The organism is Dactylosporangium sp. NPDC051087 (assembly GCF_055586325.1).
Window position 1 is genome coordinate 129996 of the sequence record NZ_JBVJIJ010000006.1, and the last position, 16061, is coordinate 146056.

Consider the following 16061-nt stretch of genomic DNA (forward strand, 5'->3'; position numbering starts at 1 on the left):
CATCTAGTCGGCCTGGCCCAGCAGCGCCGCGATCTCCGCGTCGGACATGCCGTCCAGCTCGGCCATGACGGCCGCCAGCTCGGCCGGGGCGAGCCCGTCCAGCTGCGCCTGGGTGATCGCCCGGGCCGCCGCCGCGACGGTCAGGTCGGTCTCGAAGAGCGCGTCGACGGGGACCTCGACGCCCATCGTGTCCTGCACGCGGGCCAGGAACGCGACCAGGGTCAGCGACTGGCCGCCGAGGACGAAGAAGTCGTCGTCGACGGACGTCGCGGGCAGCCCGAGGTCGGTCCAGATCCGCAGGACGGTGGCCTCGGTGACGTCGGGGGTGGATGCTGTCATCGCTCGGTTCTCCTGCCGCTTCAGCGGGCGCTGCGGGGACGCATGTCGGTCCACACGGTGTCGATGTGCTCGAGGCAGTGCTGGCGGGTCCCGGTGGTGCCGTCGGGGTGCCAGCCGGCGGGCGGTGCGTGGCCGGCGGGCCAGATCGAGTACTGGTCCTCGTCGTTGCGGACCACCTGATACGGCTCGGACGTCTCGCTCATGTGCTGTGCTCCTTGCGTTTCGCCGCGCGGGCGCGGGCGCCGATGAGGTCGTCGGGCACGGCGTCGGGCACCCGGTCGTCGAACTGGGCGAGGCTCGGCAGCCGCAGCGACACCAGCACCTGCATCGCCATGACGGCGGCGAGGAGCAGGAACAGCAGCGCCGTGCCGCGGCCCGCGCCGGTGCCGATGACCGCGCCTACGGTGCCCGCGAGGGCCCCGCCGGGCGCCATCAGCGGTTCCAGGAGACGGCTGCCGACCGGCCCGACGATCGCGTAGCCGATGGGGATGGTGGAGAACGCGATGACGGTGTTCACCGCGAACACCCGCCCGTGGAAGCGCTGCGGCACCTTCACCTGCACGATCGTGGTGTAGACGCCGTTGGCGAGGGTCAGCCCGAACGACATGCCCAGCGCGCCGGCGGCCACGAGCAGCTCGCTGGTCCGCAGCCCCGGCAGCGCGCTGAACGCGGCGAGGACCAGCACGATCAGCAGCATCCCGCGGACCCGCTGCTGCCGCGGCCCGCCCCAGAAGCTCATCAGCAGCCCGCCGAGGATCGCGCCGAGCCCGCCGGCCATCGCGACCCGGGCGACGGCGTCGAGGTCGGCGAAGGACAGCACCAGCGGCGAGATGAGCAGGAACAGCGGGGTCATGAACAGGTTGAGCACCGCGAAGAACACCAGGACCGGGCGCAGACCGCCCTCGCCGAGGGAGTACCGCCAGCCGCCGACGACCTCCTGCCAGAACGTCTCCCGCCGCGCCCACGCGAGGGTCCGCGGGAACCGGACGAGCAGCACGACGGCGGTGGCGACGACGTAGCTGGCGACGTCCAGCAGCAGCACCCCGCGCAGCCCGACGGTCGCCATCAGCCCGGCGGCGGCGAGGGGCACCAGGAACTGCCCGGCGCCGAAGCTCAGCTGGACGATGCCGTTGGCGTGGCCGAGGTACCGCTTCGGCACGAGCTGCGGCACCGCCGACGCGAACGCCAGCCGCTGGAACGTGAGCGCGATCGACAGCGTCACCAGCAGCACGTAGATGTGGCCGATCCGCAGCGTCCCGGTGAGGGCGAGGACGAGCAGGACGGCCTGGCTGGCGCCGGCGGCGATGTCGCCGAGGAGCATGACCGTGCGCCGGTCGTAGCGGTCGATGACGGCACCGGCGATCGGCGCGACCAGCATCCCGGGCACCAGGCCGAGGACGGCGAACACCGCGAACCGGACCAGGGACCCGGTCTCCAGGTAGATCCACAGCGGGATCGCGAACTCGGTGAGGGCCGAGCCGACGATCGACACGAGCTGCCCGGCGGCGACGGCCATGAACCGGCCGAGGCTCGGCTCGGGTCCCGACGCGACGACGCCGGTGCCGGGGACGGACGTGGAGCGGCCGGCGACGGTCCAGCCGCCGTCGGGGTCGGCGACCGGCGCGTCGGTGCGGTGCACGGCGGTGACGATCCCGGCGAGCTCCGTCGCGCGGTACTTGAGGAAGAAGTGCCCCGCCTCGTCGAGCACGACGAGCGCAGTGGTGCCGGTCAGGAAGTGCCACTCCCGGAACCGTTCGGCGTAGAACTCCGTCTGCGTGTCCTCGCTGCCGACGACGGAGACGACGGGCGCCCGCAGCGGCGTGAGGTCGCCGTCGGCGAACAGGCCGGTGAAGTACTCCTCGGCGAGCCTGGTGTGCTCGCGCATGTTGCTGATGATGGTGTCGGCCTCGGCCCGGTCGAACTCGGCCATGTCGACGCCCATGGACCGCATCCAGTTCTCGTACACGCGGTTGCCGAGCAGCGCCTCCCGCCCCGCGATCCGCGACAGCAGCCCGGTGATCCTCCCGGTGGGGCGGGCGAACGGGAACACCGCGCCGATGTAGACGGCGTCGACGGTCCGGCCGGCCGCCTCGAGGCGGCGGGCGAGCTCGACGGCGAGGGACGAACCGACACCGCAGTGCCCGTACACGATGAGCGGCCCCTCGACGCGTTCCAGGACCTCGGCGGTGCAGCGGGCGGCGAGCTCGTCGAACGGCAGCGCCTCCTCCTTGAGCCCGATGTCCTGGCCCGGGATCGAGACCGCGTGCAGCGACCAGCCGTCCGGCAGCGCGTCCGCGAGGGGCTGGTACACGACGGCGCTGCCACCGCCGTACGGCACGCACACCAGGGACGCGACCCGCTGCGCGGCGGGGACCGGGCGGGTCAGCTCGTTGAGCAGCCGCCGCGGCCCGCGTTCGGCGGCGGGCGTGTCCAGCAGCTCGGCGAGGGCGCGGACGGTGCGGTGCTGGAACACGTCGAGCACCGACACCCCGCCGCCCGCGCCGGTGCGCAGCCGCGCGACGACCTGGGTGGCGATGAGGGAGTGCCCGCCGAGGTCGAAGAAGTCGTCGTCGATGCCGAGGGTCTCGACGCCGAGCAGGTCCCGCCAGATGCCCGCGATGAGCTGTTCGGCGGGTGTACGGGGCTCGACCAGCTCGGCGGCGGCGTCGCGGCGCACCACCGGGGCGGGCAGCGCCCCGCGGTCGAGCTTGCCGTTCGGGGTCAGCGGCAGCCGCGGCAGGATCACGATCCCGGCCGGCACCATGTAGTCCGGCAGCCGGGTGCGCAGCGCGGCCCGTAGCGGCGCGTCCTGCAGGTCGTCGTCCGCCGCGAGGTACGCGACGAGCCGCTTGTCGCCCGGGTTGTCCTCGCGGACGATGACGGCGGCGTCCCGGACGCCCGGCTGGTCCCGCAGCGCCGACTCGATCTCGCCGAGCTCGATGCGCAGCCCGCGCAGCTTCACCTGGGTGTCGATGCGGCCGAGGAAGTCGACGGTGCCGTCGGGGCGGCGGATCGCGAGGTCCCCGGTCGCGTACATCCGGGTGCCGGGCGGGCCGTACGGGTCGGGCAGGAACCGTTCCGCGGTCAGCGCCGGCCGCCGCAGGTAGCCGACCGCGAGGCCGGTCCCGGCGATGAACAGCTGCCCCGGCACGCCGGCCGGGACGGGCCGCAGCTTCCCGTCCAGCACGTACAGGGCGATGTTCTGGATCGGCGCGCCGATCGGCACCCGCGCGAGGCCGGTGAGGGCGTCGCCGTCGCAGTGCCAGGCGGACACGTCGATCGCCGCCTCGGTCGGCCCGTACAGGTTGTGCAGCCCGGCCGGCAGCGTGGCCAGGCACCTGCGGGCCAGGTCGACGGGCAGCTCCTCGCCGCTGCAGATGACGCGCCGCAGCGACGTGCACCCGGACACCCCGTCGGCGGCGAGGAACACCGCCAGCATCGACGGCACGAAATGCAGAGTGGTGACCTTCTCCGCGCGGATCAGGTCGCGCAGGTAGTCGGCGTCGCGGTGCCCGCCCGGCTTGGCGAGGACCAGCCGGGCGCCGGTGAGCAGCGGCCAGAAGAACTCCCACACCGACACGTCGAAGCTCGCCGGGGTCTTCTGCAGCACGACGTCGCCGCCGTCGAGCCGGTACTCGCGCTGCATCCAGTCGAGGCGGTTGACGATGCCCCGGTGGGTGTTCGGCACGCCCTTCGGCCGCCCGGTGGACCCGGACGTGTAGATGACGTAGGCGACGTCGCCGGGCGCCGGGAGGTCGAGCGGCTCGCCGGCCGGCGGCAGCGGCGCGTCCAGGTCGACCACGGTCGCGCCGGTCGGCGGGAGCGCGGCGGCGAGCCGGGCCTGGGTGAGCACGACCGGCGCGGCGGCGTCGGCGAGCATGAACGCCAGCCGGTCCGCCGGGTACTCCGGGTCCAGCGGCACGTAGGCGGCGCCGGCCCGCATGACGGCGAGCAACGCCACGACGAGCTCGTGGGAGCGTTCCGCGCACACGGCGACGAGGTCGCCGCGGCCGACGCCGAGCCGCCGCAGGTGCCCGGCCAGGGCCGCGGACCTCGCGTCGAGGTCGGCGTAGCTGAGGTCGGCGCCGTCGAAGGTGACCGCGACCGCGTCGGGGTGCTCGGCGACGGTCCGGGCGATCAGCGACGGCAGCGTCGCGTCCGCCGGCACCTCGACGAACGCGGGCGGCCGCACGAGGTCGGCGTGCTCGCCGGGCGTCAGGAGGTCCACATCGGACAGCCGCACCGCGGGGTCGGCGGCGACGGCGTGCAGGAACGCCCGCAGGTGCCGGGCGAGCCGCTGCGCGGTGCCGGCGGTGAACAGGTCCGTGTTGTAGACGACCGTCGCCCACAGCTCGTCCGGCGTCTCGTTGACGTACAGCTCGACCTCGAACCGGGTCGCGGTCACCGGCGCCGGCCAGTGCCCGACGGTCAGCCCGGCGAACGCGCGGCCGGTCGTCGTCTCGGCGTAGTTCTGCATCGCGAACAGCGCCTGGAACAGCGGTGGGCGCCGCACGTCCCGTGGCCCGCCGAGGTCCTGGACGAGTTGCTCGAACGGCAGTTCCTGGTGCGCGTACGCGTCGAGGCAGGTGTCCCGGGTGCGCTCCAGCAGCTGCGCGAACGTCGGGTCGCCGTCCAGCCGCGCCCGCAGCGTCAGGGTGTTGACGAACATGCCGACGAGCCGTTCCAGCTCCGGGTGGGCGCGCCCGGCGACGGGGGAGCCGACCGCGAACCCGGTCTGGCCGGTGGCCCGGCCGAGGACGGCGTGGAACGCGGCGAGCAGCGTCATCGACAGCGTCGCGCCGTGCGCGCGGCCCAGCGCGGTCAGCTCGTCGCGGAGCGCCCCGCCGAGCGCGACGGTGTGCTCGGCGCCGGCGAACGTCTGCCGGGCCGGCCGCGGGTGGTCCGTCGGCAGTTCGAGGGGCTCGACGCCGGCGAGGGCGTCGCGCCAGTAGGCGAGGTCGGTCTCCTTCGCCGGCCCGGCCATCCGCTCGCGCTGCCACGCGGCGTAGTCCCGGTACCGCACCGGCGGGTCCGGCAGCGGGCTGCCGCAGTACAGCGCGGCGAGCTCGTCGGCGAACACGTCCATCGACCAGCCGTCGGTGACGATGTGGTGGATCGCGACGACGAGCAGGTGGTCGTCGCCGGCGAGCCGGACCAGGACCGGCCGGACGAGCGGGCCGGCGGCGAGGTCGAACGGCTCGGTGACGTGGGCGGTGACGAGCCGCCGCGCGTGCGCCTCGTCGTCGGCGGGCAGGACGGCCAGGGCGATCGGGGCGGGCGGGTCGACGTGCACGGCCGGGCGGCCGTCGCCGGGGTCGGTGAACCGGCTGCGCAGCGGCTCGTGCCGGGCGACGACCCCGCTGAACGCCGCCGACAGGGCGGCCGGGTCGAGGGCGCCGTGCAGCCGCAGCACGACGGGGATGCTCGCGGCGCCGCTGCCGGGCGCGAACTGTTCCAGGAACCACAGTCGCTCCTGCGCGAACGACAGCGGCACCGGCGCGCCGTCGGGCAGCGCGGGCACGACCGGCCCGGCCGGTGCCTGCCGGCGCAGCCGGCGGTCCAGCAGGGCGCGTTTCGCGTCGGACAGCCCCTCCCGGGACGGTGCGTCGGGGGTGGCGGTCACAGGGTCGGCTCCTCGTCCAGCAGCAGCAGCGCCTCGGCGTCCTCGTCGGACAGCCCGGCCAGGTCGGCGATCATCAGCTCCTCGACGGCTGCCGCGAGCGGGCCGAGGCGGGGGTGGCTGAACATGGTCCGCAGCGGGACCTCGGTGCCGGTCGCGGCCCGCAGCCGGCCGGCGACCTTCATGGCGAGCAGCGAGTGCCCGCCGACGGCGAAGAAGTCGTCGTGGACGCCGACCCGGTCGACGCCGAGGACCTCGCACCACACGCCGGCGACGAGCTCCTCCGCCGCGGTGCTCGGCGGCACGTACCCCACCGGCGCCCGCGCCGCGTCGACGGTCGCGGGCCGGTCCGCCCGGGGCGGCACGGCGAGCAGCCGCGCCCGGTCCGCGCCGTCCCCGCCGCCGTCCACAGTGGACAGGGGCGCGTCCGGGTTGGTGAGGACGGCCCCGAGCAGCGCCGCGAACCGGTCCGCGAGGCCGCCGATCGTCGCCCGGTCGAACAGGTCCGTGCGGTAGCCGTACACCAGCCGCAGCGAGTCGACGGTGCGCCACACGTCGAGGCTCAGCTCGAACTTCGCCTGCCGCACGCCCGGGTCGAAGAAGTCGGCCGTCACGCCCGGCAGCACGTCGGTGCCGGCGGACTCCTCCGTGTGCATGGTGAACATCGTCTGGAACAGCGGGGTCCGGTTCAGCAGCCGCGGCACGTCGATCGAGGCGAGGAGCCGATCGAACGGCACGTCCTGGTGCCCGTACCCGGCGAGGGCCGTGTCGCGGGTACGGGCGAGCAGCTGCCGGAACGTCGGGTCGCCGGACAGGTCGCCGCGCAGCGCGAGGGTGTTGACGAAGTAGCCGACGACCCCGGCGACCTCGACCCGCGGCCGGTGCTCCACCGGCGTGCCGACGCACACGTCGTCCTGCCCGGCCAGCCTGGCCAGAAGCACCTGGTAGGCGCTGAGCAGCACCATGAACGGGGTGCACCTGGCGTCCGCGGCGAGCCGGCGGACCGCCGCGGCGACCGGGGCGGGCAGGTCGGCGGAGAGGAAGTCGCCGGCGAACCCGGACAGCTCCGGCCGCGGCCGGTCCGTCGGCAGGTCCAGGACGAGCACGCCGGTCAGCTGCCCGCGCCAGTAGCCGAGGGACTCCTCGTCGAGGGGGCGGGTGCGCTGCCACGCGGCGAAGTCGGCGTAGGTCACCGGCAGGTCCGGCAGCTGCCGCTGCTCGTACGCGGCGCGCAGGTCCTCCACGAGGATGCCCATCGACCGCCCGTCGCCGGCGATGTGGTGCACCACCAGCGACAGGACGTGCTTGTCAGGGCCCAGACGGATCAGGCCGGCCCGCAGCAGCGCGCCGCCGGCGAGGTCGAACGGGGTGTTGCTCCAGCCCATGACGACCGCCCGGGCCTCGTCCTCACCGGCGGCGTCCACAATGCTCAGTTCGGGGCCGCCCGGCGGCAGGAGCTCCTGCACCGGTTCGTCGTCGCCGGCCCGGTACCGGGTCCGCAGCGCCGCGTGCCGTTCGGTGACCGCGTGCAGCGCCCGCCGCAGCGCCGGTACGTCGACCGGGCCGCGCAGCCGGTACGCGACGCTGATGTTGTACGACGCGTCGGCCGGGTCGAGCTGGTGCAGCAACCACAGTCGTTGCTGGCCGAACGACAGCGCCGCGGGCCCGCCGGCGCGGCGGGCGACGGGTTCGTCGCCGGTGCCGCGCAGCCGGTCGATCGCGGCGGCGAGCCCGGCGACGGTCGGCTGCAGGAACAGCGCCCGCACGGGCACGTCCCGGCCGGTGGCCTCGCACAGCCGGGCGACGACCCCGACGGCGAGCAGCGAGTGCCCACCGAGGGCGAAGAAGTCGTCGTCGGCGCCGACCCGCTCCCGGCCGAGGACACCGGCCCACACCTGCGCGACGAGGTCCTCGGTCGGGGTGCGCGGCGCGACGTACCCGCCGCCGGTCGCGTCGGGTGCGGGCAGCGCCGCCCGGTCGACCTTGCCGTTGACGGTCAGCGGGATCCGGTCCAGCGGGATCAGGTGCGTGGGGACGAGGAACGGGGGGAGCCGCTCGGCGAGCGCGCGGCGCAGGTCGTCGGCGCGCAGCCCGTCCCCGGCGGCGTACCCGGCCAGGACCAGGTGTCCCGCCGCGTCGGGGCGGGCGACGACCGCCGCCTGCGTCACGCCGGGCAGGGCGGCGAGCGCGGCCTCGACCTCACCCGGTTCGATCCGGAACCCGCGGATCTTCACCTGGTCGTCGAGCCGGCCGAGGAACTCCAGCTGCCCGTCCGGGCGCCACCGGACCAGGTCGCCGGTGCGGTACAGCCGCGCGCCGGGCGGACCGAACGGGTCGGGGCGGAACCGGTCCGCGGTCAGCCCCGGCCGGCCCAGATACCCGCGGGCGAGCCCGGCCCCGGCGATGCACAGCTCGCCGGGGACACCGGCGGGGAGCAGCCGCAGCCGGTCGTCGACGACGTACAGGCGGGTGTCGGCGATCGGGGTGCCGATCGGGGGCCGCCGCCCGCTCGGGTCGGCGTCCAGCACGGCGGTCGTCGCGATGACGGTCGCCTCCGTCGGCCCGTAGGTGTTGAGGACGGTGACCCGGTCGCCGACGTGCGCGAACCAGGCGGCCAGGGCGTCGCCGCGGACCTGGTCGGCGCCGAGGATCAGCAGTCGCAGCGCCGCCGGCCAGCGGACCTGGGTGACGACGGCGGCGAGCTCGTGCCAGTACGGCGTCGGCAGGTCCAGCACGGTGATCCCGGGCTCGCGGGCCAGCAGCTCCGGCAGGTCCTCGCCCGGCGGCAGCAGCACGAGGCGGGCACCCGCGGTCAGCGCCGGCCACACCTCCTCGATATGCGTGTCGAAGCTGATCGACGCGAACTGCACCATCTGGTCGGCGGTGCTCAGCTCGTACCGCTGCCGCATCCACGCGACGCGGGCGTTGAACGCGGACCGGGGGACCCCGACGCCCTTCGGCGTGCCCGTCGAGCCGGACGTGTAGATGACGTAGGCGAGGCCGTCCTGCCCGGCAGGCGGGGCCGGCGCGGCCGTGGGGTCGCCGTCGGGGAGGTCGCCGGCGGTGATCTGGATGTCCGCGCCGCAGTCGCGCAGCAGCAGGTCCTGGCGGGCCTGCGGGTAGCGGGGGTCGATCGGCACGTACGCGGCGCCGGCCTTGAGCACCGCCAGCAACGTCACGATCAGCTCGACGCCACGCTCCAGGGAGACCGCGACGACGCCGTCCGCGCCGCGCAACGCGGCGGCCCGGCGTGCCGCACGTCGGTCGAGCTCGGCGTACGTCAGCCGCTCCTCGCCGCAGACGACGGCGACCGCGTCCGGGGTCCGCGCCGCCCACGACGCGACGAGACCGGCGACGTCGTCGTCCGGCTCCGAACGAACCGGGCCCCGCCCCAGGTCCAGCAGCGCCGCCCGGTCCTGCGGCGCCGCCAGGTCCACTTCGGACAGCCGCAGGTCCGGGTCGGCGGCGACCGCCTCGAGGAACAGCCCGAAGCGGGCGACCAGCCGTTCGGCGGTGACCGCGTCGAACAGGTCGGTGCGGTAGTTCAGCGACAGCTGCAGCCCGACGGGCTCACGCCACGCGTCGAGCATCAGGTCGAACTTCGCCTGCACGAACCCGTCGTCGAACAGCTCCGCCGTGACGCCCGGCAACACGTCGAGGCCCGCGCCGGTCTCGGTGTGCAGGATCAGCATCGTCTGGAACAGCGCCGTGCGGCTCGGGTCGCGGGCCAGCCCCAGCGCCGCGGTCAGCCGCTCGAACGGGATGTCCGGGTGGGCGTACGCGGCGAGCGCCGTCTCCCGCGCCCGGCCGAGGAGCTCCCGGAACGTCGGGTCGCCGGACACGTCGGTGCGCAGCACGAGCGTGTTGACGAACAGGCCGACGAGGTCCCGCAGCTCGGGCCGGCCACGGTCGGAGATCGACGAGCCGACGCTGACCTCGGCCTGGCCGGTGTGCCTGGCGAGGACGGCCTGGTACGCGGCGAGCAGCAGCATGAACAGGGTGCTGCGCCCGGCTCGGGCGACCCGCTCCAGCTCGTCGGCGAGCCCGGCCGGCAGGCGGTGCCGGACGAACGCGCCGCGCGACGTCTGCACCGGCGGCCGGGGCCGGTCGGTGGCGAGCTCCAGGGTGCTGACCCCGTCGAGCTGCGCGGTCCAGTAGCCGAGGGCCGCGTCGGACGCGTCGGCGGGCAGGGCGCGCTGCCAGACGGCGAAGTCGGGGTACTGCACCGGCAGCGGCGGCAGCTCCCGGCCGGCGTGGACGGCGTGCAGCTCCTCGACGAAGATGCCGAGCGACCGGCCGTCGCCGGCGATGTGGTGCATGACGAGGCACAGCACGTGCTCGTCGGGGCCGAGCCGGATCAGGCCGGCGCGCAGCAGTGCCCCGGCGGTCAGGTCGAACGTCGCGTTCGTCCACGCCGCCACGATCCGCCGGGCCTCGTCGGCGCTCGCCGCCGTGGCCCGCTCCAGGCGCACCCCGGCCGGGGCAGCGACGAGCTGGATGAGCTGCTCGCCCTGCTCCAGGAACCGGGCCCGCAGGCTCTCGTGCCGGTCGACGACCACCCCGAGCGAGCGTTCGAGGCGGTCGGCGTCGACCGGGCCGTGGAGCCGGTAGACGAGGTTCATGTTGTACGCGGCGTCGGTCGGGTCGAGCTGGTGCAGGAACCACAGCCGCTGCTGCGCGGCCGACAGCGGTGCCGGCGCCGCCGGGTCGGGCCGCGGGGCGATCGGCCCGGTGCGGGTGCCGGTCTCGGTGGCGGTGAACGCGTCGACGGCGGCGGCCAGCTCGGCGACCGTCGGGTGGGCGAGGACGACCCGGACGGTGACGTCGTGGCCGGTCACCTCCGACAGCCGCGCCGCCACCGTCATCGCCGGCAGCGAGTGCCCGCCGAGGGTGAAGAAGTCGTCGTCGACGCCGATGCCGTCGTGACCGAGCACCTCGGCCCACACGTCGGCGACGAGCCGTTCGGTCGCGGACCGCGGCGCGGCGCCCTCCCCGGCGGCGACCGGCCCGGGTGCGGGCAGCGCGGCCCGGTCGAGCTTCCCGTTCGGGGTCAGCGGGAGCCGGTCCAGCACGACGACGTGCCGGGGCGTCACCGCGCCCGGCAGCACCGTGGCGAGCCGCTCCCGCCAGTCGTCCGGAACGGCGCCGGCGACCAGGTAGGCGACCAGGAAGCGGTCGCCGGCCGGGTCGCCGTGCACGACTGCCGCCGCCTCGCTCACCCCCGGCAGCTCGGCGAGGCGGGCCTCGACCTCGCCGAGCTCGAGGCGGTGACCGTTGAGCTTCACCTGGTTGTCGGCGCGGCCGAGGAACTCCAGCCGCCCGTCGTGCCGCCACCGGGCGAGGTCGCCGGTGCGGTACAGGCGGGCGCCCGGCGGGCCCCACCGGTCCGGGCGGAACCGGTCGGCGGTCAGCGCCGGGCGGTCCAGGTAGCCGCGGGCGACGCCGTCGCCGCCGACGCACAGTTCGCCGACGGCGCCGACGGGCACCGGCCGGCCCAGCTCGTCGCACAGGTGGACGCGGGTGTTGGCGATCGGGCCGCCGATGCTGACCTCGTCCGGGTCGTCGGGGACCTCCCAGGCCGTCGACCAGATCGTGGTCTCCGTCGGCCCGTACACGTTGATCAGGCGACCGGTGACGGACCGCAGCTGCCGCGCCAGGGCCAGGGGCAGGGCCTCACCGCCGATGAGCGCGGTCACGGCCGGCCCGTCGAACCCGGCGGCGAGCAGCAGCCGCCACCGCGACGGGGTCGTCTGCACGTGGGTGACGGCGGCGCCGCCGATGAGCGCGCAGAGCGCGGCGCCGTCGCGCAGCAGCGCCTCCCCGGCCACGACGACGGTCCCGCCGGCGACCAGCGGCAGGAACAGTTCCAGGCCGGCGATGTCGAAGGCGAGGGAGGTGACCGCGAGCCAGCGGTCCTCCGGGCCGGCCTCGAGCCGGTCCCGCATGTCGAGGACGAAGTTCGCCAGGGCGGCGTGCTCGACGGCGACGCCCTTCGGCCGGCCGGTCGACCCGGACGTGTAGAGCACGTAGGCGACCCGGCGCTGTTCGGGCGGTATCGCCTGGAAGGCGGTCTCCCGCACGTCGTCCAGGAGCACCACGGACGCGTCGTGCGGCGGCAGGCCGGGCAGGAGCGCCCGCTGGGTCAGCACGATGGGGGCGGCGCAGTCGGCGAGGACCAGGGCCTGCCGGGCCGGCGGGTAGTCGGGGTCGATCGGCACGTACGCGCCGCCGGCCCGCCACACGCCGAGCACCGCCGCGACCAGGTCGGCGGACCGGTCCACGCGGACCGCGACGAGGGTGCCCGCCGTGCAGCCCGCACGGGTCAGCGCGGCGGCGATCGCGTCGGCGCGGGCGGACAGCCGCGCGCCGGTCAGCGTCTCGTCGCCGGCGACCACCGCGACCCGGTCCGGCGCCGCCGCGAGCCGCCGGTCGATCAGGTCCGCAACCGTCGGGCCGGGCGCCGCGGCGGTGTCGTTCCAGGCGCCGGTCAGCGCGGTGTCCTCTTCGGACGGTCCGATGCTCCCCAGTGGACGGTCCGGGTCGGCGGTGAGCGCGGCGGCGACGTGGCGGAAGTCGGCGGCGATCCGCTCGGCCGCGCCCGGCTCCAGGGCGCCGGTGGGGTGCCGGAACGTCAGCTCCGCCCCGCCGCCGGGCAGCGGCGTCGCCTCGACGGTCAGGTCCAGGCCGGGCGCGCCGACCTCGTGGTGCCACGTCGAGACCGCCAGCCCGGGCCACTCGCCGGTGCGGTCGCGGTGCCGGTGCAGGTGCAACGCGACCTGGAACAGCGGGTGCACGCCGGCCCGCCGGGCGGGGTTGGCCGCGGCGACGACCTCCTCGAACGGCACCTCCCGGGTGAACGCCTCGATGACGGTGTGCCGGACCCGCCGCGCGACCTCTCCGTAGGTCTCCGCGCCGTGCAGGTCGGTGCGCAGCGCGACCGGGTTGAGGAAGCACCCCACGACCGGCTCCAGCTCCACCCGTCCCCGGCCGGAGGACACGGTGCCGACGCAGAGGTCGCGGCGGCCGGTGTACCGCATGAGCACGATGTCGAGCACGGCGAGGAGCATGACGAACGGGGTGGCGGCCGGGTCTGGCCGCAGCCGGTCCACGGTGCCCGCCGGCAGGGCCGTGCGGACGCTGACGGTCGTGCTGGACGCCGCGCGCCGGGCAGGGGCGACCGCGAACGGCAGGATCAGGTCCTCCGGCGCGGGCGTGAACCGCTCCCGCCAGTGCTCGAGCCGGTCCGCGGGGCTGTCACCGAGCCAGGTCGCGTAGTCGGCGTACTGCACCGTGGGCGCGGGCGTGTCGTCGAGCCGGCCGGTGTACGCGGCGGCGAGGTCCCGCTCGACGACCGTCACGGACTGCTCGTCGAAGGCGATGTGGTGCCCGGCGAACAGCAGCACGTGCCGGTCCTCGGAGAGGCGCAGCACGGTGGCCCGGAACAGCGGCCCGCACGCCAGGTCGAACCGCTCCGCGGCGGCGGCCTGGGCCAGGGCGAGGGCCTCGCGCTCGGGATCCTCCAGGTGCCGCAGGTCGATCAGGTCGACCGGGGCGGGCGCGGTGTCCAGGACGCGCTGGCGGGGGCGGCCGTCCTCGACGACGTACACGGTCCGCATCGCCTCGTGCCGGTGGACCACCGCGGCGAAGGCCGCCTCGAGGTCACCGGCCCGCAGCGGCCCGTCCAGGCGCAGCCCGAACGTCGCGTTGGGGATGGTGACGTGGGCGGCGTCGAACTGGTCGGCGAGCCAGACCCTCCGCTGCGCCGGGGTGCACGCGAACGTCCGACCGTCCCGCGGCTGGACCGTGATCGGTGCCGCCTCACGGTGCCGGACGGCCAGCAGACGGGTGAGCGCGGCGCGGCGGCGTGGATCGAGAACCGGCGAGGCCATGGCAGACGTTTCCCCCGAAACATTGATCTCCGTGCAGCCTGCAGCGCCGCTTCGGCACACGCGCTGAGGTGCGCGGATAGCCATGGGAGCGCTTCCAACCGGATGCACGGTACTGACGCCGGTAGCCAAGCGTCAAGGTCTGTCGAAACACGCGCGTCACGAAACGGATCCGCGACCGAAATTGACGCATTTTCCCGTGTCGATCACACCGCATTGATCACGGTCGGTCGCGGCGGCCATACTGCGCCGATGGGGGACTTCCTGCTCGTCACGCACGGCTCCGCCGGTGACGTCCTGCCGTTCATCCGCATCGGCGCCGCGCTCATTGCCCGCGGCCACACGACGACACTGATCAGCCACGCGCCCTACGCCGACCGCGCCCGCGCCGCCGGCCTCGGCTTCGCCGCCATCGACACCGTCGCCGACCACGACGACTTCCACCGGCGCACCCCCGACCTCCTCGCCGCCCAGCGCCCCCACGAACTGCGCGCCTACTACGAACGCGAGGGCCTGTTCGACCAGCTGCGCCGCGAGGTCGACCTGCTCGCCGAGCGGCACCACCCCGGCCGTACCGTCCTCGTCGGCCGGCACACCTCCGCGCTGTCGGTCCTCGTCGCCGCCGACCTCCTCGGCGCCCCGGCCGCCTGGGTCGCCGTCGCCCCGGTCCAGCTGCTCGTCGCCCCCGTCGCCGCCGCCCACGTCCGGGCCGGCCTCGCCCCCGGCATCGACGCCGTCCGCGCCGGCCTCGGCCTGCCCCCGGTGCCGGACTGGACGGCGTGGCTGCGCTCCGCCCGGGGGCTGCTCGGACTGTGGCCCACCTGGTTCGACACGGCCGGCCCCCGCGCCACCGCCACCCTCACGGGCTTCGTCACCGGCGACGACGACGGCACCCCCGGCCCGGTCATCGACGACCGGCCGCTGCTCGTCACCGGCGGCACCGGCCAGCTGCTGGACCCACGGTTCTACCCGGTCGCCCTGGACGCCGTCGCCGAGACCGGCCGCCCCGCCCTGGTCGTCGCCCCCGACCGGGCCCTGCTGCCGGCACGGCTGCCGCCCGGCGCGCGATGGCACGCCCGGCTGCCGTTCCCGGCGGTGCTGCCCCAGGTCGCCGCGATACTGCACCACGGCGGGATCGGCACCGCCGTCCGCGCCCTGCGCACCGGCACCCCACAGGTCCTCATGGCACACGGCGCCGACCGCCCCGACAACGCCGCCCGCCTCGCCCACCACAACCTCGCCCTGTGGACCCCCGCCCACGAGTGGACCCCGTCCGCCGTGGCCGCGCAGCTCTCCGCCGCCGCCTCCGACACCGGCTACGCGGCCCGCGCCGCCCAGCTCCTCGACGAACCCGAGGACGCCGCCCCGGCCCGCGCCGCCGCCGCACTCGAAGACCTGCTCACCGCCGCCCCGGCCGGCCGGCTCACCCAGTCCCAGCGGCTCCTGCTCGCCCGCCGCCTGATGGCCCGCAACGCGTCCGCCCCGGAACCCGGCTGACTGTCCTTCTTGACCGGGCGCCGTTCGTCATCAGGTGGGGGCCCGTCCGGGTCCGCGCCGAGAGAGCGGGTGACCTGCATGCAGCCGGGGCGACGGGCCGTGACGGCGGTGTTCTTCCTGAACGGGCTCACGCTGTCGACCTACATCGTGCGGGCCCCCTCGTTCGGTATCGTGGGCGGCCGTGGCATGCCGCGGATACATCCTCGCCCTCGACCGTCCCTCGCTGGCGACCCTGCTCGCCGCCCGCGACGACGATGAGGTCGTCGAGGCGTTGCCGGCACACATCGACCCGCCGCTGGAATGCCCACTGGACAAGGCGTGGGACGGCATCCAGCGATGCCTGACCGATGGAACGCTGGGCGATCGCCGGTTCCCGCTCGGCGCCGCGATTCTCGGCGGCCGGCCGCTCCACGACGGTGACCGCTACATCGTCAGCTTCAACACCGTCGACGAGGTGCGTGAGATCGCCGCCGCGCTCACCGCCGTGGACCCGGCCGTCGTCGAGGAGCGGTTCTGGGCACTGGACCCGGCCGACTACCAGGGCTCCGTCGAGGCCGACGAGCTGGAGTACGTGCTCGGATATCTGCAGGACCTCACCACGTTCTACCAGGACGCGGCCCGGCAAGGCTGGGCGAGCGTGTTCTTCGCCGACCAGTGAACGGTGCTCAACCCTGGTGCGGTGCGGGGGATTCCGCTGTCCTCGGTGTGAGCCTCTCGAC

At 75.2% G+C, this 16061-nt stretch carries 6 protein-coding genes; 2 read left to right on the forward strand and 4 right to left on the reverse strand.

What is annotated here, in order from left to right; translation table 11 throughout:
- Positions 1-3: 3 nt before the first annotated feature.
- From ACZ6TV_RS13660 to ACZ6TV_RS13675, 4 genes are read right to left on the reverse strand one after another with little or no spacing between them, the layout of a single operon-like run.
- Positions 4-339, reverse strand: coding sequence for a phosphopantetheine-binding protein (locus ACZ6TV_RS13660; protein WP_465297468.1), 336 nt, complete (start codon positions 337-339; stop codon positions 4-6).
- A 20-nt stretch (positions 340-359) separates the two neighbouring features.
- Positions 360-542 carry an MbtH family protein gene (locus ACZ6TV_RS13665; protein WP_465297469.1) on the reverse strand — a complete coding sequence of 61 codons (183 nt, stop codon included), beginning with the start codon at positions 540-542 and terminating at the stop codon, positions 360-362.
- Positions 539-5962, reverse strand: a complete 5424-nt coding sequence (locus ACZ6TV_RS13670; protein WP_465297470.1) for an amino acid adenylation domain-containing protein — start codon at positions 5960-5962, stop codon at positions 539-541. The genes ACZ6TV_RS13665 and ACZ6TV_RS13670 overlap by 4 nt, the downstream gene beginning before the upstream one ends.
- Positions 5959-13848 (reverse strand): amino acid adenylation domain-containing protein, encoded by a 7890-nt coding sequence (locus ACZ6TV_RS13675; protein ID WP_465297471.1) that lies wholly within the window; start codon positions 13846-13848, stop codon positions 5959-5961. Before ACZ6TV_RS13675 ends, ACZ6TV_RS13670 begins: the two co-directional genes overlap by 4 nt.
- 249 nt (positions 13849-14097) lie before the next feature.
- Between ACZ6TV_RS13675 and ACZ6TV_RS13680 the strand changes: the two genes are divergently transcribed.
- Positions 14098-15342, forward strand: a complete 1245-nt coding sequence (locus tag ACZ6TV_RS13680) for a glycosyltransferase (RefSeq protein WP_465297472.1) — start codon at positions 14098-14100, stop codon at positions 15340-15342.
- 181 nt (positions 15343-15523) lie between these two features.
- Positions 15524-16000, forward strand: a complete 477-nt coding sequence (locus tag ACZ6TV_RS13685) for a DUF1877 family protein (protein WP_465297473.1) — start codon at positions 15524-15526, stop codon at positions 15998-16000.
- The last annotated feature ends 61 nt before the right edge of the window (positions 16001-16061 follow it).